Raw genomic sequence first — 22,809 nt, 5'->3', positions numbered from 1 at the left:
ATAAGAGACCAAATATGCTTTTCTTATATTATACTAAAAACACATGATTTTAGTACAATATGTAAAACATCGGTTGACATTACTTACTAATAGATATAAACTAAAAGTAAACTTAATAGTAAAATATAGGTTTAATCAATTTGGATTAATTAATAGGGAATCAGGTGAAAGTCCTGAACTATCCCGTAGCTGTAATAGAGGAGTTTAAATACATTAAGCCACTGGGGAACTGGGAAGGCGTATTTAAATAATGATTCTTAAGTCAGAAGACCTGCCTATATTGTGCACTGTAAACTCTACGAGTGATAGGGGGGGCGTTAAAATGAAAATGTATTCAGTATTATTTTATGAATGAGCATTTTATCTTTGAAATCCTTTTAACACTTGAGTTAAAAGGATTTTTTTAATTTTAAAGAAGCTCTATGCAACAATAAAAAGTTTAAATGAGGTGTGACATGGAAAAAATTATTATTTTATGTGTCATGTTTTTGATGGCTGTCTTTTTCTTTAAATGGGAACATCGGGATGGTCACACCCATAGGGAAACACATCATCACCACCATAGAATCGGACATAGACACGGTGAAGGGTTTTCAATTGATTTTTATGCTTATACTTCTAAAATCAGACATTGGAATCCTACTTTTAAAGTATCTCTTTCTGTTGTGACATTGATTCTTTGTATTGTATTGGATAACCCTTATGTATCTACCATGGTTATTATTGCGATGGCTTATCTAACCATTGTAAAAGGAGAGCTTCCAATACGTGAATACTTGCCAATATTGGCAGTTCAAATCGGGTTTATCCTCCTTGGCACATTTACCATTGCTATTGATTTCTCAAAGCAGCCGATGGGGCAGTATAACTTATATCTTGGTTTCTGCTATGTATTTACTTCTCTGGAAAAACTTAAGGAAGTGACCTTCTTGATTCTGAAGGTTTTTGCAGCTATCAGTGCCCTACAGATGATGATACTGTCAACCCCATCCTCCGAGATTATATATGTGCTTCGAAAAGCACATGTGCCAAAGCTTATTGTAGAACTGATGAATATCATTTACCGTTACATTTTTATTTTAATGGATGTTTATACTAAAATGAAAAACTCCGCAGAATCCCGTCATGGATACTGTAATTTTAAAACTTCCTGCTATACATTTGGAAGCATTGCAAGCAATATGCTGGTTGTTTCATTGAAAAAGGCAAGCTCTCATTATGATGCTATGGAGGCCAGATGCTATGATGGAGATCTTATATTTTTGGAAGAAGATAAAAAGGTAGAGGCAATACAGATTGTCACAGCAGTAGCATTCATAATTTTTTTGATTCTGCTCTGGGGCTTTACAAGATAGAAAGGAGCAATTATGGAAAAACCAATATTAAAGGTTGAAGATCTATACTATGTTTACGGAAATGGAGAGACTGCACTGGACGGTGTAAGCGTGGATATCTATGAAGGTGAGAAAATCGCTGTCATCGGTTCCAATGGATCTGGAAAGTCTACATTTTTCTTGAATATTAACGGTGTATTTACACCAGAACAGGGAAAAATCACTTACCGAGATACAGTTGCTAATAAAAAGAATTTAAAAGAGCTTCGAAAAAATATCGGAATCGTATTTCAGGATGCAGATAATCAAATTATCGCATCCACAGTTAGGGCAGAAGTTGGATTTGGGCCAATGAATTTAAAGCTTCCAAAAGAGGAAGTACAGGAACGTGTTGAGGAAGCACTGGCATATATGAATATTTCGGACTTCAAGGATCGTCCACCACATTATTTGAGTGGCGGTGAAAAAAAGCGTGTTACCATTGCGGATATCATTGCAATGAAGCCGGAAATTATCATTTTTGATGAACCAACAGCAGCACTGGATCCTTTAAATGCATTAATATTAGAAGAAGTTTTGGACAAGCTTGGCGCCGAGGGTAAAACAATGCTGATTTCCACTCATGATGTAGATTTCGCATACAGATGGGCTGAAAGAGTCCTTGTATTCTGCCATGGAAAAATTATCGCAGATGGAACACCGCTAGAAATTTTCCAAAACAGGACAATTTTAAAACAGGCGAATCTAAAACAGCCAACCATGCTGGAGGTTTATGAATTGCTTGTAGAGAAACATCTGCTGGAGGATACAAAAGTCTATCCGAAAAGTACACAAGAATTTAAGAAAATGCTTGGAGAACAGGTATCTTTTCTAGGTGCTTTAGCTTAGATTAATATAAATCAAAACAACATAAAGGGGAGAAATAAAATGAATCAAAAAGAAAAGAGAATTGTCGCTATTATGACAGTTTTTGCGTTAACTTTCGGAGTAGAGACCGTAGCAAACGCAATGCACATTATGGAAGGATATCTTCCACCAAAATTCTGTATTATATGGGGTGCTATCTGCGTTCCATTTTTAGTAACAGGTTACTTATCAATTAAGAAAACATTGTCTGAAAACCGTAAATCCATTACTATTCTTGCTATGGCAGGTGCATTTATTTTCGTAATTTCATCTTTAAAGATTCCATCAGTAACAGGAAGTTGTTCACATATGACTGGTACTGGGCTTGGTGCAATTTTATTTGGACCAACTGCAGTCAGCATACTAGGTATCATTGTACTTATTTTCCAAGCAATCCTGCTTGCTCATGGCGGCTTAACATCTCTTGGTGCTAATACATTTTCTATGGCTATTGCAGGTCCATTAGTTTCTTATGGAATTTATAAATTATGTGGAAAGTTGAAAGTAAATAAACATGTAGGAGTTTTTCTAGCAGCAGCAATTGGTGATTTATTTACCTATTGTGTAACTAGTATCCAGCTTGCACTTGCATATCCATCTCAGAACGGTGGTATCGCAGCATCTGCAGTCAAGTTCCTTGCAGTATTTGCACCGACACAGCTTCCACTAGCAATTATAGAAGGTATTTTGACTGTTGTCATTATTATAGGTCTTGAAACATATGCAAAATCTGAATTGACAGGTCTTGGATTTTTAAAGAGAGGTGAAAACTAATGGCAAAGACAAAAAAGAAAGTCATAATCTTATTAGTAATTGCTGCATTGATTGCTATTATACCATTATTTACATTAAAGGGTGCTGAATTCGGTGGCTCTGATGATGCAGGAAGCCAAGTTGTTTCCCAGATTACAGGTACCGAGTATAAGCCTTGGTTTACACCTGTTATGGAAACTTGGATTGGTGGAGAATTACCAGGAGAAATTGAGAGTCTACTCTTCTGTGTACAGACAGGTATTGGAGTAGGTGTTCTAGCTTTCTATATGGGAAGATTAGTAGAGAGAAAAAAACAAGAAAATCAGCAGGGTAAAACTGCATAATGTTTTTATATATTCATATAATTGAAAGATAAAGAAATAACGGCACTGCAAAAAGCAGTGCCTGATTAGAGCCTTCTCCAGTTCTATACTGGACGGGGCTTTTATTTTTATAAAAGAAGGAGAGTCTCCAATTTATGAAGACTCTCCTTGAATTAATCAAGATCATCAAAATCAAAGGCCGCGGATTTGGTGTAACTAGTGACCTTCGCTTCAAAAAAGTCGGTCTTAGTGTTGTTTAGCCTAGAGAAACTATCAATCCATTCCATGGGGTGTTCAGAAACTTCAGGATATAGAGGTTCTAGGCCTATTGCTGTAAGTCTAAGATTTGAAATATATTTAATATATCTATCTATTAATTCATTATTAAGTCCTAAAATTTGGTTATTAGTAACATATTGTCCCCAGTGTATTTCATGCTCTACTGCTGTCTGCATCATATTTCGGAACTCTACATCTAATTTGTTTGTAAAGAGATGAGGGTTTTCTTTTTTAAGTTCTTTAATAATATTCTGAAAAAGTACAAGATGAGTAATTTCATCCCGATTTATATACTTAAAAATTGTGCTAGTAGCTGTCATTTTTCCTTGCCTTGCTAAGGTGTAGAAAAAGCTAAAGCCTGAGTAAAAGTATATTCCTTCCAGTATATAGTTTGCCATTAAAACTCGTAAGAAATTATCAGTTTCTGGTTCCTTATTAAACTTTTCATATATTCCTGCTATAAATTTATTCCTTTTAAGAAGATTTTCATCTTTCCTCCACTCATCATATATTTTATCTCTAGTAATTGGATTAGTAACAGTATCAAGAATATAGGAGTAACTTTGCGCATGTATTTCTTCTTGAAAAGTTTGAATATTTAATAGAGAAGAAACTTCAGCAGCGGTTATATATCTAGATATATTTGGTAAATTCTCACTTTGTATTGAATCAAGAAAGTTTAAGAAAGAAATAATCTTATCAAAGGCATTTCTTTCTCCATCTGTTAAGTAAGAAAACTGCTTTACATCTTCATTAAGGGATATTTCTTCTGGTATCCAGAAGTTGTTAAGCATTGTTCTATAAAAATCCTTGGCCCAGCTGTATTTTATTCTATTCCATTCTCTTAAATTTGTAGTGTTTCCGTTTATCATAGATTCTGTTCCACGTTGACCGTTCTCATTAAATATCATTTTTTTAATCATGTGATTAATCCTCCCCTTTGAGAGATATTATTTTATTATTAAAAGGTATTTCGAAATCTTTTGATTTATTTAACTCTGTTATATTAACTTGAGCAGCTTGTGCATTCATCCATTTCCAAAGATTTATTTCTTACATAATAGATAGTCTTAAGGCCTTGCATCCAAGCTTCTACATACATATTTAGTATTTCTTTCGCTTTTATATCCGGAGTTATATATAAATTAAAGGCTTGAGCTTGATCTATATGTTTTTGTCTAATGGCACAGGCTTTAATGCTCCATAGTTGATCAATAGTATGAGCTTCTTTATAGAACCAAAAATTATCATCATTCAAATCTGGGGCAGTTTTTGGTGTAAAGCTTCCTTTCTTTTCTTCAATAAAAAACTTTTTAAATACAGGGTCGATACCTGCCGTTGTATTGGCTATATTGGAAGTGCTGCCTGTAGGAGCAATAGCAGTAATATAGCCATTTCGTATACCATAAGTTTGGATATCCTTCTTCAAATCCTTCCATCTATCGGAATTATAGCCTCTCCTTTCAAAGTATTTTCCTGTTTGCCATTCTGAGCCTTCAAAGGCAGGGTAGGAACCTTTTTCTTTTGCCAATTCCATAGAAGCTTTTATCGCAATATAGGATAATTCTTCAAAGATTTCATCTGCCGCTTTTAAATGTTCTTCACTTTCCCATCTTATTTGACTATTGGCAAGAAGATGATGATAGCCGCTTGCTCCGAGTCCAATAGCTCTATATTTGTCACTAGTAACTCTAGATTCTTTTACCGGAAGCTTATTAAGGGATATAACATTATCCAGCATTCTTATTTGAAGAGGAATGCAGTCTTTAAACTCCTCTTTTTTAACTTTGCTTAAATTTATTGAATTGAGATTACAGGTTACCATATCTCCAGCCTTAATTCTCTGAACAACTTCTGGATATCCATTTTCATGAATTACTTCTTCTTGGATCAATTCACTCTCACTCATATTCTGAGCTATTTCATGGCATAAATTTGATGAATATATCATACCAGCATGCTTATTTGGGTTTGCTTTATTTACGGTATCCCTAAAGAAAATAAAAGGCGTTCCTGTCTCCACTGCACTTTTCATTACTTTTTTCATAATATCAAGAGCTGGAACAGTATCTCTGGGGATTAATGGATTGCTTTCGCATTCCAAATATCTCTTTGTAAATTCTTTATTATCTTCATCATCGAAATAATCTTCTATTTTATAGCCCATTAATTTTTCCACCATATATGGATCAAATAGGGACCAGTTTTCTCTTTTTTCTAATCTTTCCATAAACAAATCTGGAATGCTTACGGCAGGAAAGATGTCATGAGCTTTTCTTCTATCATCTCCATTATTAGTTTTAAGATCAAGAAAATCAAAAATATCTTTATGCCATATATCTAAAGTTACAGCTGCACCGCCTTTTCTTTTTCCAAGCTGATCAACAGCTACTGCTGTATCATTATATAATCTTATCCAAGGTATTACACCGCCGGAAGCGTTTTTATGACCTCTTATTTCACTATTTAAAGCTCTTATTTTTCCTACATAAATACCTAAGGCTCCACCATGCTTTGAAACCTGTGCAAATTTCTGATTTACATCATAAATTGACCATAAATTGTCACCTATAACTGATATAAAACAACTGCTTAGCTGATAAAAAGGTGTTCCTGCATTACCTAAAGTAGGAGTTGCAACGGTAACTTTTAGTTCACTTAAAATATCGTAAAACTTTTTAGCATAAAAAACTTTTTTATTACCTTCAGGTATAGCTAAATGCATAGCTATAGTCATAAAACGCTCTTGAGGAAGTTCTAATATTTCTCCATTTTTCCCTTTAACTAAATATCTATCGTTCAATAATTTTAAACCCTCGTAATTGAAAAGATCGTCTCTTTCTGGAACTATGTAATTTCCTAATTCTTTTATTTCATCCTGTGTATAATTTTCTGTTATGTAACTGCCATATAGATTGTTTGTTACCATGTTTTTTACTAGTTTATAATAATCACCATAACCAAAATGACTATAGCCTCTGTTAATTTTAGCTTCTTTATATAAATCAAAGCATAAGAGCCTAGCAGCAACATATTGCCAATTGACATTAGTTTTCTTAATGCTTATTCCACTAGAATTTTTACTTGTTTGAATAACTTTTTCAATAGCTGTTTGAATAAGAGTTTTTTGGATTTCCTTTGTTGTCATACCATCTCTAAATTGTATTTTTGAATCTAATTCAAGTTCGAGAGGGTCACAGCCATCAAGTCCCTCACAAGCCAGCATAATCATTTTTTTTGTTTTTTCTACTTTAAGAGTTTCGAAGTTTCCGTTTCTCTTTTTAATTTTTATATTCATAACTTAATCCTGCCTTCTTTATAATATTAAGAATGCTTATTATAAAATAATAATTGCTAATTAATTATATTAGATACTAGGTTAGAAATCAATTCCATAAAATTAGGATTTATGGTTATAACTACAATATATTGTGCAAAAATCTTATATTATCGCTATATATTGTATATGGCTTTATTATTACCAATAGAAAGCCTATTAAAAAGTATAGATGCAATTGTTTGCTATAGTATAAAAATATAACAAGTAATATTTATTTGAATTTCACTATAATTAAAATTCTTTATAGAAATTTAATGAAAGAGATTGATGTTTGTGGATATGAATCGGATTACAAATCTCAAAAGTTGATCCTTTGTTATATCTGGGAGATCACGATTGTCGTGTTTATAGATATGCTGAGAAGGATAAAGCTGATAAGTTTCAATCTTTTCTATAAAAGTATTGAGTCAATATGATTTTTATCATATTGGCTCATTTATATTTATGAAATAAGAATGAGGTTTTACATAGCATGTAGAGTTGATAAAATATATATAGAAAAAAGATTGGAGGAACTATTTATGACAAGAGATATTTTTAATGCATAGCAGAGGCTATTGCATTATTATAAAAATATGATGAAATAGCCTTTGCAAGTCCTAAAAGTTGAATGACTAGGAGGAGCAAAATGAGCTATTTAAAAAAATATCAGTGGGAACTAGTCCCTGAAAATTTACCAATAGTAAAAAGAAATTGTCCTAAATGTAATGAAAAAACACATTATATAAGTAGTGAAAAATTTAGGGTAAATGCAAATAAAAATAACATTGACATTTGGCTAATTTATCAATGTGAAAAATGTAAATCAACTTGGAATATGACAATATATGAAAGAATAAAGCCTTATGAGATTAATAAATATGAGTATGAAAGATTTCTTTCTAATGATAAAGAACTAGCTAGAGAATATGCTTTTAATTTAAGTATATATAATAAAAATAAAGCTGAAGTTATTTTAGAACATGTAAATTATAAATTAATCCAAAAGAAATTAGAAGCATATTATATAAATGAAAATGAACTTGCTATTGAAATTGCTTGTAAGTATCCTATAGAACTGAGAGTAGATAAGCTTTTAAGTGATAAACTTGGACTTTCAAGAAGTAAAATAAAAAATATGCATAAAAAAGGAGTAATCTTCATTAAAGATAATAAAAATTTATTAAATATAAAAGTAAGAGATGGAATGGAGATACATGTTTTAAAGGTAGTAGAGAGTATAGAAATTTTAGAAGCTATAGTATAAGCCATTTTATCATCAAGAAAGAGAATCTTCAGATGATATATAGTTCAAGCCAATCTCTAGTTTTAAAGGAGATTGGCCTTAATATTTTATTCCATTCGAGATTTTAAAGCTTCAGCCATGGAAATTCTAGTTATCTTTCTTCTGCTTAATAACTTTGATAGTTCATAGGTTAAATATATTATAACAAAACCCACTAAAACATAAATGTAATTTATAGTTACGGGGAAGGAGACACTCATGTTTTTAGTTATCGATTTAAACATAGCACTTAAGGATGCGAGAAGCAGTGGTACTCCAAGAATATAGCCGATTACTACTATAAAAGAGGAACTGTTTAAAATCAGAGAATAAATCTCCTTCTTTCTGTAACCTAATACCTTCATAAGAGATATATTTTCCTTATTTTCCTCTATGGTAAGGGAAGTAACAACATATATTACTATAAGTCCAATTATAAAGGAGATGAAGGCTATACCTCCTATAACAGCCTGAAGGGGTTTTGTCATTGTATTAAAGGCATTTCTCATATCATCAACTGTTACAGCAGCTAATAATTTGTTTTCCGGAATATCTATTCTTTCTGAACTCCATAGCCCTGTATAGCTGCCTGAGGGGAATCCCAGCATATCATTAAGTTTATCAAGAGGTATATAAATATATTCACCTACGTAAGTTTCTGCGATACTATCAACTGTTATGCTGTACTCTTTTGAGTCCAGTCTGTTAACAACTTTAACAGTATCCTTTGGTCTTATATTAAGCTTATCAGCTAGAGGTCTTGTTATAATAACTCTATCAGATTTCAATACATTGCCTGCTTTATCTTTAAAAGAAATATACTGAGAATTGGAACTTACACCATACACCGTAAAAGTTAGCTTGTTATCTGATTTTAATGCAAAGGGTATTTCAGAGAAAGCTTCACCTTTTTCCGGTTTACCATTTTGAACGGAGTTGAATACATATTGATAATTATATTTAAATGCTTCACTAAAAGAATCTTTGATTAAGTAGTCCATAGAACTCTTTGCCGCAAAGCCCATTAAAAGCAGCATAGTTGCCATAATAACGCCAAGTAGAAGAAATGCACTTCTTGGTATGCTTCTAAGCAGTTCTCTTATTCTAAACTTAGTATTGAAACTTAGCTTATCAAGCTTTATCCTTCTTTCTATGAAGCCAACCTTATTTTTTTTCTTTCCGCCTCTCATAAGTTCAACAGGTGAATCTTTAAGTGATTTATTTACAACAAAATAGCTGCAGATAATTAGAAAAATTACCGGAAGCAGAACACTTATTATAAGATAATTTACATTAAAGCTTAAAGAACCTACAGGTATATTAAAGTATGACACATAATAGGAAATCATAGGTCTTAAGGTTATGGTTCCGAGTATAGTTCCAATTACACCGCCTAATAATGAGATGACTAAAGGATACAAAAGGTAATGTTTCATAATCTCTCTCTTTTTATAGCCTAGTGCATAAAGAGTACCTATAATAGGAGCTTCTCTCTTTAGCATTCTCCACATTACTATACCTGTTAATATGCAGGTAAGAAGTAGTATACTTACAGGCATAGATGAACTCATCTCATCAATCCCGGCAAGCTTTGCAGTCATATAGGTTACTCTTGGGTTATCCGTTACGTTCATCCAGCTAAGGATAAAAATATTTTCAGTTCTTAAGTAATCTTTAAATTGAGATATTCTATTATCTAAATTGCTCCTATCACCATTAAATCTTATAGCATAAAAACTATTGCCTCTATTTAGAATATTAAAATCATCTTTTCCTATTACTGCTATACCAAAACTGATTGGATCATTCAGTATATCTGATTCAGATTTTAATGGATATATATAATTCGGCAGAGACATAAAGCCAGAAATAGTGAAATTCTTATTATATATTTTTATGCTGTCACCAATCTTTAATTTATTAGCTTTTGCATAGGAGGGATCAATAAGAATATGGCCGCCACTTAGAGCTTTACCTTCAATTATTGCAGGTATATCAACCTTAGTATTTTCTCGGAATATTCTCAGTGTTTTATTCTTTGATATGGAATAATCAATTGACTTTGATTCCTCTATGCTCATATTGAACTTTGATTCTAAAGCTTCAATATTATTTAATTTTTTGTCCGCCATAAAGTTTGCATCTTCCTGCTTATAGTCTCTTTCAAAAGAAGATAATAGCCCTGTTAAGTTGACTGAAACTAAATTAAACATTGTAAAAAGAAGGCAGCTAAAAATAATAAGCAATAAGGAACCAAGGTATTGAGATTTGCTTTCCAGCATGGTTCTCTTAATTTTTTTATTTATGATCATTACCACTCAATCCTTTCCGCAGGCGTAGTTGTCTTATTGACTAAGCTCTCTAGGATTTCGCCACTTCTTACTTTATAAACTTTATTGGCCATAGCACTGATTGCAGTGTTATGTGTTATCATAAGTATTGTTGAGCCAAAATCCTTGTTGATTTTTTGAAGAAGCTTCAATATCTCTCTGGAGGTTGAAAAATCAAGTGCACCGGTTGGCTCATCACATAATAAAAGCTTTGGATTTTTAACTATTGCTCTTGCAATGGAAACTCTCTGCTGTTCACCACCACTTAATTCCCTGGGAAATCTATGCTTTTTATCAATCATACCTACCGCTTCTAAAACTTCATCAGGATTAAGAGGGGATATGCTTATGTTTGAAACAACCTCTATATTTTCTCCTACAGTAAGATTAGGTATTAAGTTGTAAAACTGAAATATAAAACCTAAATTTTCTCTTCTATAATCTGTGAGCTTGGTATCATTTAATTTAGTAATTTCAATATTATCTACTGAAACGATGCCGGAGTCGCACCTGTCAATTCCACCTATAATGTTAAGAAGGGTTGACTTCCCGGAACCAGAAGGGCCAAGTATAACTCCAATTTCGCCCTTGTCTAAATCCATTTCTACACCTTTTAGAACTGTTGTAATTATCTCACCGGTCTTATAGCTTTTCTTTAAATTTTCTACTTTTAAAAACATTTCTCTCTCACCTAACATTTCATTTTTATTAATTCAATCATGGCATTTAGTTCTTTTTAACATAATTTAAAAGGTTCATTTATTATATCTTTTCCTATGCTTTTCCATTTATCCATATGAAAACTCTAGCAATATAATTAAGTGAGGATTAGTATGTTTTACATTTAAAATTAAATATTTTTTAGTTTAATATAAAAAGACTGTAGTAAGAGTTTAGAGAATAAACTTGCTGCAGTCTTTTGGTTTTTATTTCGTTTTATAGGTATTACTGGCTATTTTTTAATAATTTCAATAATTTTATTAGCTGTTTCTAAAACAGAAATATCACTTGTATCAATTTTTATAGTATTCATATTTTTGTATAGTGGAATGCGTTCTAATCCCATATCTAAAGCTTCTTTCTCTCTTAAATTATTTGCTATATCCGCTGATACTCTTTTTCTAAAGCTATCTTCATTGCATATAAGGGTTATTTTAATTACTTCAAATTCTAAACCGTCAAGTCTACTTAAAACCATATCAAATATTTCTTCCCAATGTATTACCCAGTTAAATATTACATATTCAAGGGAAGAATTCATTAAAAAATTTCTTAAAAGATGGGTAATATTATCTAGAACCATTTCTTTATTTTCATCGTTCACAATAAACGGATTCATCATCCAGCACCAATCTCCATCAAGCCATACTGAATTTTCTAGTTTCTTATATAAGGCTTTGCTCGTTGCAGTTTTACCAACACCCATAGTTCCATTTATAATAATTAATTTTTTCATTGTTTTAACTCCTCTCACAAATTGCTTATCTAGATATTAGGATAAATCTCTAATAAACTTACTATAGAAATATACTATTAAAATGATATCATCGCTTTTATCACCTCATCAACCTATAACATTTTTCTGAATTAAAAATGCGCCATTAAGCTTCTAGCTAATAGCGCACTTTGTTATTTATTTTTAAATTAGAATTAGTGAGTTACATCAACTTTTAAACTATCTTTTAACATAGAAAATGGAATTTTAAATTCAGGAGTACCAACAGCATAAGGAGCAATTTCATATGGCTGGTAATAGATTACGATGCCATCATCTGCAATGTAAAAGGGTTGATCGTCTGAAATTGAATCTAATGCCGCAGCTGCGCCTGGATAAAATTTATTATCCGCTGCCATTTGTTTCTTTATTTCTTCTGTAATTATTTTTTTATAGTTTACTCCTTCCTTAAAGAAATCTTTGAGTAATATTTTATCTCCAGTTTTTAGATTTATATTGGAGGTTTCAGTAAGGATATTTCCATGTGCACCGCCAGTATATTGATGATAAGTGCTGGTAATACTTATAACATTCTTTTCATTGTAAGAAATATCGTAATCTACGAGAAGGCTGTAAGGTTTAGCTTCATAGCCATAGTTCTTAGCATCTTCTAAAGATTTTTTTCCTTCGATTGTCATTTGTTCTTTAAGCTCTAATGCTCTTTTTTGAAAAGCTTTATTTATTTCAGACTGCATTTTTTCATCTTTCAAACCTTTTAATACTGGAATTTTTATATTAGAAGTTAAGGCTTCATTTTTTTCTGAAATTGATTCTGGCACAACCTTTACGGAATCTGCCTTGAGTTTGTATCCTGCTTTTACGCCTCCTTTAAATAGTGAGAAGGGAAGCTTAAACTGTGGAGCACCTGTTGAATATGGTGCAATTTCATAAGGATTAAAATAAAGAATCACATTGCCATCTTCGATTCCGAAAGGTTGATCTAGTTTAATGCTAACGAAACCTTGATCTTTTCCACTAAAATATTTGCTTGGATTTAATTTTATTTGTTTTTGAATCTCTTCATTCATAACAGAGATATAGTTTTCGTTTTTGTTAAATAGATCTTTTAAAGCAAGTTGTTTTCCAGTGGTTAAATTAAAATTAAAAGTTTTTATTTCATAGTTTTCATGTGCACCAAGGGTGTAATTATAGTAAGTGCAGGCTATACTTACTATATTGTTTTGCTTGTAGGTAACTTTGTAGCTAGTAGAAGCTGTATAAGGTCTTACTTTCCAGCCTTGTTTTTTCGAATCTGCTGTAAATTCAAGTCCTTGATTTTTTATATCCTCTGCAAAGGCAAGTGCATCTTTTTCCATAAAAGTATTAATAGCAGTTTGAATTTCTTTATCTTGAACTCCTTCCAATACTGGAATTTGTAAATTAATTTTATAAGCTTCTTGACTGTCTTTTACTTCTTTTGTTGAAACTTTCACTTCAGGATGAACGGTAATTTGTCCACCTTGTACATAGAGAGTTGAGACAGGCTGAGATATTGGCGCTGCCTTTACAAAAGAGGTAACCCCCAAACTTAGCATTCCAATTAACCCTAAATAAAATATTTTTTTCATCTATATTTGCTCCTTAATTTGTGGTATTTGCTATTTGTTTCTATGCTTATACTATACTTCACAAATTATATAGATGGGTTACAAAATGCTTACAAACAGTAAAAATATAGTTACAAAAAGAATTACTAACTTTAATCTATAATATGAATAGCGGAAGATGTAACTATTGATTGACAAAATTACTGCGGGTGTTTGGCAGTTGTTTATTGATCAAATATTCGCCAACTTTATAAGAATATAAATATATTCCTAAATCTGATGGTCCATTTACAGTGTTAACGTTAATTTGTTTTTGACCCATTCTTTCAAAGCCATTATTATCATAAAATCCATAATTACATTTTGAGTCTGTAAATAGATACAAACTTCTAACGTTGTTACTTTTACAAAAGTATAAATAATTATTAACAAGTCTTCTACCAATACCTTTACCACGGCACTTTTCGCCAACTATAAAAAGCACTACCTCACCGTCGAAATTGTCATTACACTCTTTAATTAAATTAGCATAGGCATCAGAAACTTTTTTATATTCTAAAAAGAAGGCTTTATTTTTTTTATCAGTTAATAAAGCTCGTACCCAACATATAAATAGAGACAAGAGGTTAGGCGCATTTTTTAAAAATTTATTTTTCTTGTTTATTTTCCCTAATAATAAGCCGATAACTTCTCCATTTTCTTCTACCACTTGTGAATAGTTTTGCGCAAGGAGACACCTTCTTAAATAAGTTTCTGAAAAAATATCTAAAACTTTTGAATTTGAAGTATATTGTTTAAATTTAAATGCCTCGATAATAAGTTCTTTCACTCTACTATAATCACTTTTTCTAATTTTTCTGTAAACTAAGCTACTCATTTTAAAACCTCCAATTACTTTCAATTAATATCTATATTTGAATCCTTAAAAAAATAATAAACCTTGGAGTAACTCCAAGGTCAATAGTTTTTTGTTTACTTTATGGAATTTTTTTATTACCATCTATAGGGACCCACAGTTCATAATAATCTATAGAAGTATTTTGAACAGATTCAAAAGCTAGTGCTCTAGCTAAAATATTATCAGTTACTTGGATATTATTAGCACTTAGGTAGTCTTGTAGTGCAGTCAGATCATCAGCTTTAATGTCATTTTCGGCTTTAATAACTGTATATATGCATTTTCTTTTTTTAAATCTTTTGCAATTATTCTCTAGAACTATATCTTCAGTATCATTAGTGCTTATTCCACTAATGGCATAGTTCATATTTTCACCTAGCTTTAGTTCATCAAAACAATTGGTATTTAAAATAACGGAGTATTTGATTGACAGCATATTAGCATAAGGATTAAATTCCTTTAAGATATTAATCATATTTTCATCTAGTTCATAGTTTTGAACTTTGTATATAAATAAAGGATTTTCTACAATTTCGAATTTGTTTATATAATTTATAGCCTTATTAAAGTCTTCTTCATATTCAATAATAGTATTTTTAATTTTTTCTAGTTTTTTTATTTTATTATCTATTACATTTTCTTGATTTTTAAAAATACTAGTCATTTCCCTTAAAGATTTATGATATAGCATGAGTTTTATTTCTTCTAAAGGCATATCTAATTCTTTTAGTGAAATTAAGTATGGTAACTTAACTATATCCTCTTCAGTATAATATCTATAGCCATTAAGCTCGTCTTTTTTTGGTGTTATTAATCCAAATTTATCATAATATCTTAAAGCATCTTTACTTATGTTAAAAAAATTAGAAACTTCGCCAATTAAATATTTATTCTTCATTCTACTATCACCATTTCCAAAATTAATTTAATAAATTATATCATATTTTTTATAGATTTCTATTTGTGTATTATTACTTCTTCTTCATCATAAATGAGATTTTTAACAGCATTATTTATTATTAATTTTGTTGATTTAGAATTTGTAGTAACCTTTGTAATTATAGTTCCATTTTGTAAATTTCCCAATTGATATTCGATGGCTTTTAAATTAGGAACTTTTTTTACCAATGAATCATAAATTTTATCTCTTGAAGATTGATCCGTAAATTGTATATTTTCACTATTACTGATAGTGCTATCTGATCCTGAAAAAATAAAGTTAAATTCTTTGAATATCCTATTGGTCTTGCAGTATTCTATAGTCCATTCAGTAGAATCATTCTTCTCTTCCACAGAAGTAACTTTAAACTTTTCTCCATCACAATCAAATTCCATCGGAAGTTTATTTTTATCTATGTTATATATTTTTTGATTACTGAAAACATAGTTTGCTTGTATACCAATTAGTTTTATTCCTATTTCATTTGGGTTTTTATAGTATACTGATTTAAATTTTTGTGTTCCATGAGAACCTGTTCTTTCTCCTGAGTTAAGCTTGTCTTTACTACCAGTGTCAACTAAGCCTGCATCTGTACTAGAGTCGTCCCCCCATTCGTCAATTAAATATTCTTTATCTAATCTTACAGAGAATAAAGGATGTATAAATTCTATGTTTTTATCTTTTGGCATAAAACTGTAGTCCATAATACTTTTTAAAACACCTACTTTAAATGAATTGATTTTCAATGTACCTATATCAAGTGGATACTCCTTATTTACAGGTATAACTTTAATCGGCTGCATTGGTACCTGCATTTTTAAAGTCCAGTCAACCTTAATGTTATTATAATTATTATTATTGTGAATTAAAGAATTCAATTTATCAAAAAAATTATTAGATTTTTTATTATCAATAAATAAAAGATTATCTACTTTTAGAGTTATTGGATTATTGTGCATGTAATCTGCAATACTATTGTTTATAGTAATAGACAAGGATTTTTCTTTATTATCTGAATTTGCATCTGGATCTGGAACTGGAAAACTTTGCCCCCAAGCTTCGAATTCTTTATTATCTTTGTCACAAAACGTAACTTTATTTATAGAATATCTGGGATCAGAGACATCGTATATAACTTCTATTCCCATATCATCTGCTAGAATTTCTTTAATTGTAAATTGAACATCTCTATATTTAAATACTTTATTTACTTCTGTAATATTTTTGTTTTCACGTGCTAAATCTATCTCTTGCTTATATAGAATGCTGTTATTATAGTGAGCCAATGCCAATGTAGATATTGGAAGTATTATTAATAGTGAGACTATAGCAGCTGCTGCTATATGAATATATTTTTTTCTTTTTCTATTTTCAACGTGTTTTCTAAGATTTTTTTCAACATTATCCATTAAATTATCAGGAATATTATAATTCATTTTTTACACCTCCATTTCTAGTTCTTAGAAAGTTTAAACTTCTATATATCTTTGTTTTTACTGTGCTTAATGGCATGTCCATTATACTTGCAATTTCTTTTATTGAATAATCCTTAAGATATCTAAGTGCAAGTATGTCTCTTTCATCTTTTCTAAGTTTAGAAAGCAATTCTTCTACCATAAGTCTGTCATCAATAGATTGGTAGGAAAATTCATCTCTAACTTGAATTAGTTTCTCATCAGAGGAGGCAGTTATCTTATTTTTTATGTTCTTTCTACATACATTTATAAGTATAGAAATAAACCAGCAGTAAAATTTTTCTTCATTTCTTAATTGCTTTAATTTGTCAAAAGCTTTTATAGAAGCTTCCGATATGCAATCTTCAGCATCATATGAATTCTTTGTATAAGAAAAGGAAATATTATAAATTAGCGCTTCCTTTTCTTTTAAAAGTGACATAAATGAAGAAATGTCTCCATCTCTACTTTTCTGAACAAGTTCTTGTATGTTATACATTTTCTACCTTCTTTCAATGCTGCAGCAATATTGTTCTTACATAGATTAGATATTTAAGAAACACAAAAAGTTTCAAATTAATTTAGCAAGTTACTAATTTGGTAAGGAACCAGTTCTATACCAATTACAGTGAATAGTACCATAAATAACTACAAAAATTAAGATAATAATAAATTTTTATGATATAATTGATAAAAATTATAGAAATGAAGTGAATTAATGGATATTGAAATGCTTATAAATACATATGGGACTTATGTTTTCAACTATGCTTTAAAGTTATCTTGTCATCCATCTGCTGCAGAAGATTTAGCACAAGAAACATTTATTAGTGTATGGCAAAAAATTGAGACCTTGGAGAATCCAAATGCAATTAAAGCTTGGCTCCGAAAAATATGCTTTAATAATTTTCTAATGAAAGAAAGAAAAAATAAAGATTATAGTGAATTACTTTATGATGATATTAATCTTCTTGAAAAAGAGGGACATTTATTTGCGGACAACCCTCCAAAACCTGAAGATGAGGTAATTGTGGAAGAGGCTATTCGTGAACTACAAAATGGTTGTTTTCTTGCTATGGTGAGACGGCTCACACTACATCAGAGAATAGCCTTCTCACTAATCGATATGTTTGGATTATCTTTAGAGGAAGTTTCAAAAATAATTGGTATTTCAAAAAGTGCAACAAAAGGACTTCTTTATCGTGCTCATATGAATTTAGACTCATTCTTTGATAAACATTGTAATCTTTTAGATGTAGATAATCCTTGCAGCTGCAAAGCTTGGATTGAGTTCTCTAAAAGCAGAGATAATTTACAAAAGAACTCTAATAAACATAAATTTATTGCAAAGCTTGATTACAAAGAATCAAATTATACTTTTAACAATGAGGTACGGGGTAAAATAAATTTCTTATATAAAAACATGCCTTATAGAAAACCTTCTAAAGAATGGTATGAAGAAGTTATTAATACAATAAATGAAATGTATGTTTAGATATCCAACTTGGATACTTGACTTATTAACGGTATTCTAGGTGTACCTTAATTAAGCCAAGTATTAAAGTTAGATATCTATATAATAAAATTTTTTATCCGATGACTTATCCGCTCTAATACTCCCATCTTCTTCAAGTGGGAGTAAAGAGCGGCTATGTCCCTGGATAACGACTTCTAAGCTTCAGATGGAGTCAAAACTCCACCTGAAGCTAAGAATTCTGTTTATAATAACGTGACTTTCCTCTTTTTATTGCATCTATATAAGTGAATAGAAATATTTCTATATTACGAGGAGGAATTGTTATGAATAACTATGAACAAGCTGTAAAGGACTTAGCCCCTTGCGGGATTGACTGCTCAAGGTGTGCATATTATGAAAATAGTAAAATAGTACTATTAAGCAGAGAACTTAATGAGAATTTAGTTAACTTTGAAAATATGGCTGAAAAAATAAAAGATTTTATGCCTATGTTTAACCATTACGAACAATTTTTAGATATTTTAATGCAGCTTTCAAAGGGCAGTTGCCCAGGGTGTCGTCTTAGCGATAAGCCTACCTGTCAATGTAGTATAAATGAGTGTCATAAAAAAGAAAAGGTGAACTTTTGCTTTGAATGCTCTAAATACCCTTGTAATCCTACAACATATAATGAGTCTCTCATCCAAAAATGGAAAGAAAATAATGATACCATGAAAAAAATAGGTATTGATAATTTCTATATTGCTCAAAAAGAAAAACCAAGATATTAATAAATTATATTTTATAGGAAAGTATATTTTCTTCGGAGTGATAACTTGGGCATATTGGGGGACTATGTTTTCATTTGCAAGAAAAAGTATATCGGGGTGGATTGTAAGTTTTACTTTATTAATATTATTTTTTTTATATAAAGAGAATATAAATCCAGAGAAAACAAATAGTAATGAATTTGGCAAATATACGAGTATTATTGGAATAGCTATTTCAATAATTGTTGTAAGTTATTTATGCTTTAATGTTGGATTTATATTTAAGATATCATTAAATATATGATACTATATAGTAAATTAATATAAGGGAAGTGATTATATTGTGGACAATGAGCATAGCTCAATTTATTTTTACAGTATTTTTACTATGTTTGCCAGCTTATTTTGTTATATGGTGTATGTATGAAATAAAAGAAGCAATTATAAAGCGAAAAATCTAACTGATGAAATATTTTTATAAGACAAAAGAAGTAACATGCATGTTGGCAGTAGCACATTAATCTTCCAGTATACAGTATTTTTATTAGTTGAATACTACTAAGAAGACTTTTATGGAGGTGATACTATTGAAAAAAGTCGTATTTACATTATTTCTCCTAGTTGGATTAATATGTACACCATATCCTTGTTATGCTTATGAATTTACTGAAAAACTTCCATCTATTAATAAAACATATAAACCACCAGAACAATCAAGAGAAGAATTATATCAAGATATATTTGTTTCATTACTTATGCCAGAAATTCAAAAATCAGTGGATAATTATTATAAGGAATTTTTTACTGATACACCAATGGTAGCACCGTATGATCTTACTATATTGAAGGCTGAAAGGCCTAACGGATATAGAACTTTTGTTTTTATGATTGAACTTGAAGTATATCCTTATTTTGGAGCACATAACAGCGTTGGAGTTGACCGTATTACTATTAGATTAGGTGGCTCTGGTGATGTAAAAGTTGAGAAGTTTGAGCATATAAAAAGCTATGAATTACCTCCAAATTATCAAAACATTGTAAAGAAAAAGTATTAGTAAAAAACATAGATTACTATATATCAAAAATTGTACAAGTAAGGACTTAAGCTAAAAAATTATAATAAAGCATTCTTACTTTTTTGTAAATAGGTTATAATTAATGATAAGTAAAGTTAAAAGTGTTTACAAAGGGGTTGAGGTTTTATGAGTTTACCACAAGAGAAATTAATTACTATAGATGAATTTTATAAAATGAAGGAGAATACAGACAGTATTTTAGAATATATTGACGGAGTTGTATATATATCTCCATCACCATCTACAAAGCATCAAAGAATATCTGGTAGACTATATGCAAAGTTATTTAATTCCTTAGAGGGAAAAGAGTGTGAAGCATTTTCAGCACCTTATGATGTACAACTACATAGAGAGGATATTGAAGAAGATAGAGTGGTAATACCGGACATTTCGGTTATTTGTGATAAGAGTGGAATGGAAGATAGTAAATATGTTGGTGTTCCTACTTTAATAATTGAGATATTATCACCTTCTAATCAATCAAATGACCTTGTTGTAAAACTAAACTTATACATGAAATATGGTGTCAAGGAATATTGGATTGTAAACCCAATGCTTAATACAGTCCAAACATATAGTCTTAATGATGAAGGATTATATGACCAAATTGACGTTGTTAAAAATAGCGGCACTATAGATTCTAAAATTTTCACGGAATTTACTGTAGCTGTAGAAGAGTTATTTAAAGACTAATTTATAATAATATCAATTTATAATTTTCGTATCCAACATACATTTAGTTTTGATACTAAGTTAAAGGAGCTTGAAATAAACCAGTGTTTGAATAGCACTGGTTTTATTAATTAAATCCAAGTTCAGTAGATTGAAGCATCATATGTATAGCAACAATACTTGTATCAATATCAGTATGGATTTTTCTATTTAGATAAGGTTTCAATGGTAATTTATTGCGAATTAAAAAACATTTATATTTGGGGGAGGTTAGAATGCGAACAGAAAAAGAAATGTTCAATACTTTAAGTTATATCGGTGAAAAACTTAATAGTTCAAATATAGTATGGGGAGTCGGTGCTTCTATATTATTAAATCAATTTGGACTTATAAAAAAACCAAATGATATAGATATTTTTATAGATATTAAAGATATTGAAAAAGCAGATGAAGTTCTTAAAAGTATCGGCGAGAAGAAAAAATGGGAGAAGACTGCTACCTATTCAACAAAATACTTCTATGAGTATATAATAGATGGGTTTGATGTTGATGTAATGGCAGGATTTGCAGTTAATCATATTAGTGGAGTATTTGAATACACTTTTGACCACAACTCAATTTCAGAATTTAAAAGGATTAACGGAGTAAATATCCCTTTCACATCATTGGAGGATTGGTATGTAATTTATCAATTAATCCCTAATAGAGAAGCAAAAGTAAAGATAATAGAAAGTTACCTACTATTGAATGGAATTAAGAAGCCCCTTCTACTAGAAAGAGCATTAAAGGGTAATTTACCAATAGAAGTAAGAGAGAAAATTAAAAAGATATTAAGTTTGTAATATTCTTATTATGCGAAGTATCTAATAAATGCTAACAAATCAGTATTGACTCTAACCTAAGGTTAGGATTTAGAATAACTTTAAGAGGAGGCGAAGTCTTGAAAATTGGAGAGTTTGCTAGAAAATCGGGGATAACTGTAAAAACATTGCTTCATTATGATAAGATTGGGTTATTACAACCATCTTCAAAAACGGAAGCAGGTTATAGACTTTATTGTGATGAAGATTTTATCAAGTTACAGCAGATTACTACACTAAAATTTATTGGATTATCACTTGAAGAAATAAGACAACTTATAAATGAAAAAGGTCAAAATATAGAAAGTATAATTAGCATTCAAGCAAAAGCATTAGAGGAAAAGAAGAAGCATATTGAGACGGTTATTACTGCCTTAAATAAAGCCGAAAAACAAATACAAAATAATAGTTTTTTGGAAATTCAGCAACTTATAGATATTATCAAGATAACAAATATGGAAACAAGAGCAAAGCAGCGATTTAATCAAGCAAGTAACCAGTATCTCACTGATAGCTATTACTGGAGGTCTAAAACAGCAGAGCTAATAAATGAATTGATTAAACCTAATATTAACGATGTTGTACTCGACTTAGGGTGTGGCACTGGAAAACAAATTATTGAGCTATCTCGAAAAGTAAAATTAGCAATTGGGGTAGATATTAGTGATGGAATGATTAGACAAGCTAAAGAGAATATTGAAAATGAAAGAATACATAATATTGAACTTTATATAGGAACATTCGAAGAACCTAACTTGAATGTAGATTTACAGAAAAAATGTATTACAAAAATTATTTCGAATTATGCTTTACATCATCTAACTACAATATATAAACAAAAAGCAATAGAAAAAATGATTAATGTAGGTGGAGAAAGCTTACAAAGTATCGTTATTGGTGATTTAATGTTTTTTCAAAATCCTAACGATTATAGACAAGAATTTTCCGTAGTAGGATATGGACCAGAAGTAGATTTCCCATCGAGTGTTGAAGAGTTAATGAATTGTTTCTCGAATTTTGATTTTACAGTTGAAGTACATAGGTTACATCCACTTGTAGGAGTTATGGTTGCTAATAGAAATAGAATTGACCATTAATATAAAATTTTTGGG

At 30.4% G+C, this 22,809-nt stretch carries 22 protein-coding genes and 1 riboswitch; of the genes, 12 read left to right on the top strand and 10 right to left on the bottom strand.

Annotation, left to right across the window (positions count from 1 at the left end; translation table 11 throughout):
- The first annotated feature begins 110 nt into the window (after window positions 1-110).
- Window positions 111-293: riboswitch (cobalamin riboswitch) on the top strand.
- A gap of 162 nt (window positions 294-455) precedes the next feature.
- Genes cbiQ through I6U51_RS04005 form a run of 4 tightly spaced genes read left to right on the top strand, consistent with a single transcriptional unit; the run spans window position 456 to window position 3,337 of the window.
- Window positions 456-1,355, top strand: a complete 900-nt coding sequence (cbiQ, locus tag I6U51_RS04020) for a cobalt ECF transporter T component CbiQ (RefSeq protein ID WP_211141309.1) — start codon at window positions 456-458, stop codon at window positions 1,353-1,355.
- A gap of 12 nt (window positions 1,356-1,367) precedes the next feature.
- Window positions 1,368-2,222, top strand: a complete 855-nt coding sequence (locus I6U51_RS04015; protein WP_211141308.1) for an energy-coupling factor ABC transporter ATP-binding protein — start codon at window positions 1,368-1,370, stop codon at window positions 2,220-2,222.
- A gap of 39 nt (window positions 2,223-2,261) precedes the next feature.
- A complete protein-coding gene (locus I6U51_RS04010) occupies window positions 2,262-3,014 on the top strand; it encodes an energy-coupling factor ABC transporter permease (RefSeq protein WP_211141307.1) in 753 nt (250 codons plus the stop codon).
- Window positions 3,014-3,337, top strand: coding sequence for an energy-coupling factor ABC transporter substrate-binding protein (locus I6U51_RS04005; protein WP_211141306.1), 324 nt, complete (start codon window positions 3,014-3,016; stop codon window positions 3,335-3,337). Before I6U51_RS04010 ends, I6U51_RS04005 begins: the two co-directional genes overlap by 1 nt.
- Window positions 3,338-3,489: 152 nt before the next feature.
- Here the strand turns inward: I6U51_RS04005 and I6U51_RS04000 are convergent, their stop codons facing one another.
- The gene (locus I6U51_RS04000; protein ID WP_211141305.1) at window positions 3,490-4,518 is read right to left on the bottom strand and encodes a ribonucleotide-diphosphate reductase subunit beta; all 1,029 of its coding nucleotides are present in this window, start codon (window positions 4,516-4,518) and stop codon (window positions 3,490-3,492) included.
- 83 nt (window positions 4,519-4,601) lie between these two features.
- Complete coding sequence (locus I6U51_RS03995) at window positions 4,602-6,893, bottom strand: ribonucleoside-diphosphate reductase subunit alpha (protein WP_211141304.1); 2,292 nt, start codon at window positions 6,891-6,893, stop codon at window positions 4,602-4,604.
- Window positions 6,894-7,563: 670 nt separating this feature from the next.
- Here I6U51_RS03995 and I6U51_RS03990 point away from each other — a divergent pair.
- Complete coding sequence (locus tag I6U51_RS03990) at window positions 7,564-8,181, top strand: DUF1062 domain-containing protein (RefSeq protein WP_211141303.1); 618 nt, start codon at window positions 7,564-7,566, stop codon at window positions 8,179-8,181.
- Between the two features lie 86 nt (window positions 8,182-8,267).
- Here I6U51_RS03990 and I6U51_RS03985 read toward each other — a convergent pair whose 3' ends face one another.
- From I6U51_RS03985 to I6U51_RS03950, 8 genes are all read right to left on the bottom strand, one after another.
- The gene (locus I6U51_RS03985; RefSeq protein WP_211141302.1) at window positions 8,268-10,511 is read right to left on the bottom strand and encodes an ABC transporter permease; all 2,244 of its coding nucleotides are present in this window, start codon (window positions 10,509-10,511) and stop codon (window positions 8,268-8,270) included.
- Window positions 10,511-11,209: an ABC transporter ATP-binding protein gene (locus tag I6U51_RS03980; protein WP_211141713.1), complete on the bottom strand. Its 699-nt coding sequence runs from the start codon at window positions 11,207-11,209 to the stop codon at window positions 10,511-10,513. The genes I6U51_RS03985 and I6U51_RS03980 overlap by 1 nt, the downstream gene beginning before the upstream one ends.
- A 272-nt stretch (window positions 11,210-11,481) precedes the next feature.
- Entirely contained in the window at window positions 11,482-11,985 is a 504-nt protein-coding gene (locus I6U51_RS03975) for an AAA family ATPase (protein ID WP_211141301.1), read from the bottom strand.
- Window positions 11,986-12,179: 194 nt separating this feature from the next.
- A complete protein-coding gene (locus tag I6U51_RS03970) occupies window positions 12,180-13,592 on the bottom strand; it encodes a PdaC/SigV domain-containing protein (RefSeq protein ID WP_211141300.1) in 1,413 nt (470 codons plus the stop codon).
- Between the two features lie 163 nt (window positions 13,593-13,755).
- Complete coding sequence (locus I6U51_RS03965; protein ID WP_211141299.1) at window positions 13,756-14,448, bottom strand: GNAT family N-acetyltransferase; 693 nt, start codon at window positions 14,446-14,448, stop codon at window positions 13,756-13,758.
- A 100-nt stretch (window positions 14,449-14,548) separates the two neighbouring features.
- Entirely contained in the window at window positions 14,549-15,367 is an 819-nt protein-coding gene (locus I6U51_RS03960; RefSeq protein WP_211141298.1) for a MerR family transcriptional regulator, read from the bottom strand.
- Window positions 15,368-15,426: 59 nt separating this feature from the next.
- On the bottom strand, window positions 15,427-16,845 hold the full coding sequence (locus I6U51_RS03955) for a DUF4179 domain-containing protein (RefSeq protein ID WP_211141297.1): 1,419 nt from the start codon (window positions 16,843-16,845) through the stop codon (window positions 15,427-15,429).
- Window positions 16,835-17,362 carry an RNA polymerase sigma factor gene (locus I6U51_RS03950; protein WP_211141296.1) on the bottom strand — a complete coding sequence of 176 codons (528 nt, stop codon included), beginning with the start codon at window positions 17,360-17,362 and terminating at the stop codon, window positions 16,835-16,837. Before I6U51_RS03950 ends, I6U51_RS03955 begins: the two co-directional genes overlap by 11 nt.
- 219 nt (window positions 17,363-17,581) lie before the next feature.
- On the opposite strand from I6U51_RS03950, the gene I6U51_RS03945 reads away from it, so the two are divergent.
- The 7 genes from I6U51_RS03945 to I6U51_RS03915 all read left to right on the top strand — a co-directional run bounded on the left by I6U51_RS03945 (window position 17,582) and on the right by I6U51_RS03915 (window position 22,794).
- A complete protein-coding gene (locus tag I6U51_RS03945; protein ID WP_211141295.1) occupies window positions 17,582-18,358 on the top strand; it encodes an RNA polymerase sigma factor in 777 nt (258 codons plus the stop codon).
- A 305-nt stretch (window positions 18,359-18,663) separates the two neighbouring features.
- Window positions 18,664-19,110: a DUF3795 domain-containing protein gene (locus I6U51_RS03940; protein ID WP_211141294.1), complete on the top strand. Its 447-nt coding sequence runs from the start codon at window positions 18,664-18,666 to the stop codon at window positions 19,108-19,110.
- A 64-nt stretch (window positions 19,111-19,174) separates the two neighbouring features.
- Window positions 19,175-19,393, top strand: coding sequence for a hypothetical protein (locus tag I6U51_RS03935; RefSeq protein ID WP_211141293.1), 219 nt, complete (start codon window positions 19,175-19,177; stop codon window positions 19,391-19,393).
- 283 nt (window positions 19,394-19,676) lie between these two features.
- Window positions 19,677-20,144, top strand: coding sequence for a DUF3888 domain-containing protein (locus I6U51_RS03930; RefSeq protein ID WP_211141292.1), 468 nt, complete (start codon window positions 19,677-19,679; stop codon window positions 20,142-20,144).
- A gap of 147 nt (window positions 20,145-20,291) precedes the next feature.
- Window positions 20,292-20,858: a Uma2 family endonuclease gene (locus I6U51_RS03925; RefSeq protein WP_211141291.1), complete on the top strand. Its 567-nt coding sequence runs from the start codon at window positions 20,292-20,294 to the stop codon at window positions 20,856-20,858.
- A 254-nt stretch (window positions 20,859-21,112) separates the two neighbouring features.
- Window positions 21,113-21,679 carry a nucleotidyltransferase gene (locus tag I6U51_RS03920; protein WP_343069491.1) on the top strand — a complete coding sequence of 189 codons (567 nt, stop codon included), beginning with the start codon at window positions 21,113-21,115 and terminating at the stop codon, window positions 21,677-21,679.
- A gap of 98 nt (window positions 21,680-21,777) precedes the next feature.
- Window positions 21,778-22,794, top strand: coding sequence for a MerR family transcriptional regulator (locus I6U51_RS03915; protein ID WP_246517068.1), 1,017 nt, complete (start codon window positions 21,778-21,780; stop codon window positions 22,792-22,794).
- The last annotated feature ends 15 nt before the right edge of the window (window positions 22,795-22,809 follow it).

It is taken from the genome of Clostridium aciditolerans, from assembly GCF_016316925.1.
GTDB classification, from domain to species: domain Bacteria; phylum Bacillota; class Clostridia; order Clostridiales; family Clostridiaceae; genus Clostridium_AM; species Clostridium_AM aciditolerans.
This window is presented reverse-complemented; position numbering and strand designations above follow the sequence as displayed.

What these genes read in the sequence shown, in the direction of transcription:
- cbiQ (WP_211141309.1), top strand. Translation starts at nt 456, where the DNA reads ATGGAAAAAATTATTATTTTATGTGTCATGTTTTTGATGGCTGTCTTT.
- I6U51_RS04015 (WP_211141308.1), top strand. Translation starts at nt 1,368, where the DNA reads ATGGAAAAACCAATATTAAAGGTTGAAGATCTATACTATGTTTACGGA.
- I6U51_RS04010 (WP_211141307.1), top strand. Translation starts at nt 2,262, where the DNA reads ATGAATCAAAAAGAAAAGAGAATTGTCGCTATTATGACAGTTTTTGCG.
- I6U51_RS04005 (WP_211141306.1), top strand. Translation starts at nt 3,014, where the DNA reads ATGGCAAAGACAAAAAAGAAAGTCATAATCTTATTAGTAATTGCTGCA.
- I6U51_RS04000 (WP_211141305.1), bottom strand. Translation starts at nt 4,518, where the DNA reads ATGATTAAAAAAATGATATTTAATGAGAACGGTCAACGTGGAACAGAA.
- I6U51_RS03995 (WP_211141304.1), bottom strand. Translation starts at nt 6,893, where the DNA reads ATGAATATAAAAATTAAAAAGAGAAACGGAAACTTCGAAACTCTTAAA.
- I6U51_RS03990 (WP_211141303.1), top strand. Translation starts at nt 7,564, where the DNA reads ATGAGCTATTTAAAAAAATATCAGTGGGAACTAGTCCCTGAAAATTTA.
- I6U51_RS03985 (WP_211141302.1), bottom strand. Translation starts at nt 10,511, where the DNA reads ATGATCATAAATAAAAAAATTAAGAGAACCATGCTGGAAAGCAAATCT.
- I6U51_RS03980 (WP_211141713.1), bottom strand. Translation starts at nt 11,209, where the DNA reads ATGTTTTTAAAAGTAGAAAATTTAAAGAAAAGCTATAAGACCGGTGAG.
- I6U51_RS03975 (WP_211141301.1), bottom strand. Translation starts at nt 11,985, where the DNA reads ATGAAAAAATTAATTATTATAAATGGAACTATGGGTGTTGGTAAAACT.
- I6U51_RS03970 (WP_211141300.1), bottom strand. Translation starts at nt 13,592, where the DNA reads ATGAAAAAAATATTTTATTTAGGGTTAATTGGAATGCTAAGTTTGGGG.
- I6U51_RS03965 (WP_211141299.1), bottom strand. Translation starts at nt 14,448, where the DNA reads ATGAGTAGCTTAGTTTACAGAAAAATTAGAAAAAGTGATTATAGTAGA.
- I6U51_RS03960 (WP_211141298.1), bottom strand. Translation starts at nt 15,367, where the DNA reads ATGAAGAATAAATATTTAATTGGCGAAGTTTCTAATTTTTTTAACATA.
- I6U51_RS03955 (WP_211141297.1), bottom strand. Translation starts at nt 16,845, where the DNA reads ATGAATTATAATATTCCTGATAATTTAATGGATAATGTTGAAAAAAAT.
- I6U51_RS03950 (WP_211141296.1), bottom strand. Translation starts at nt 17,362, where the DNA reads ATGTATAACATACAAGAACTTGTTCAGAAAAGTAGAGATGGAGACATT.
- I6U51_RS03945 (WP_211141295.1), top strand. Translation starts at nt 17,582, where the DNA reads ATGGATATTGAAATGCTTATAAATACATATGGGACTTATGTTTTCAAC.
- I6U51_RS03940 (WP_211141294.1), top strand. Translation starts at nt 18,664, where the DNA reads ATGAATAACTATGAACAAGCTGTAAAGGACTTAGCCCCTTGCGGGATT.
- I6U51_RS03935 (WP_211141293.1), top strand. Translation starts at nt 19,175, where the DNA reads ATGTTTTCATTTGCAAGAAAAAGTATATCGGGGTGGATTGTAAGTTTT.
- I6U51_RS03925 (WP_211141291.1), top strand. Translation starts at nt 20,292, where the DNA reads ATGAGTTTACCACAAGAGAAATTAATTACTATAGATGAATTTTATAAA.
- I6U51_RS03920 (WP_343069491.1), top strand. Translation starts at nt 21,113, where the DNA reads ATGCGAACAGAAAAAGAAATGTTCAATACTTTAAGTTATATCGGTGAA.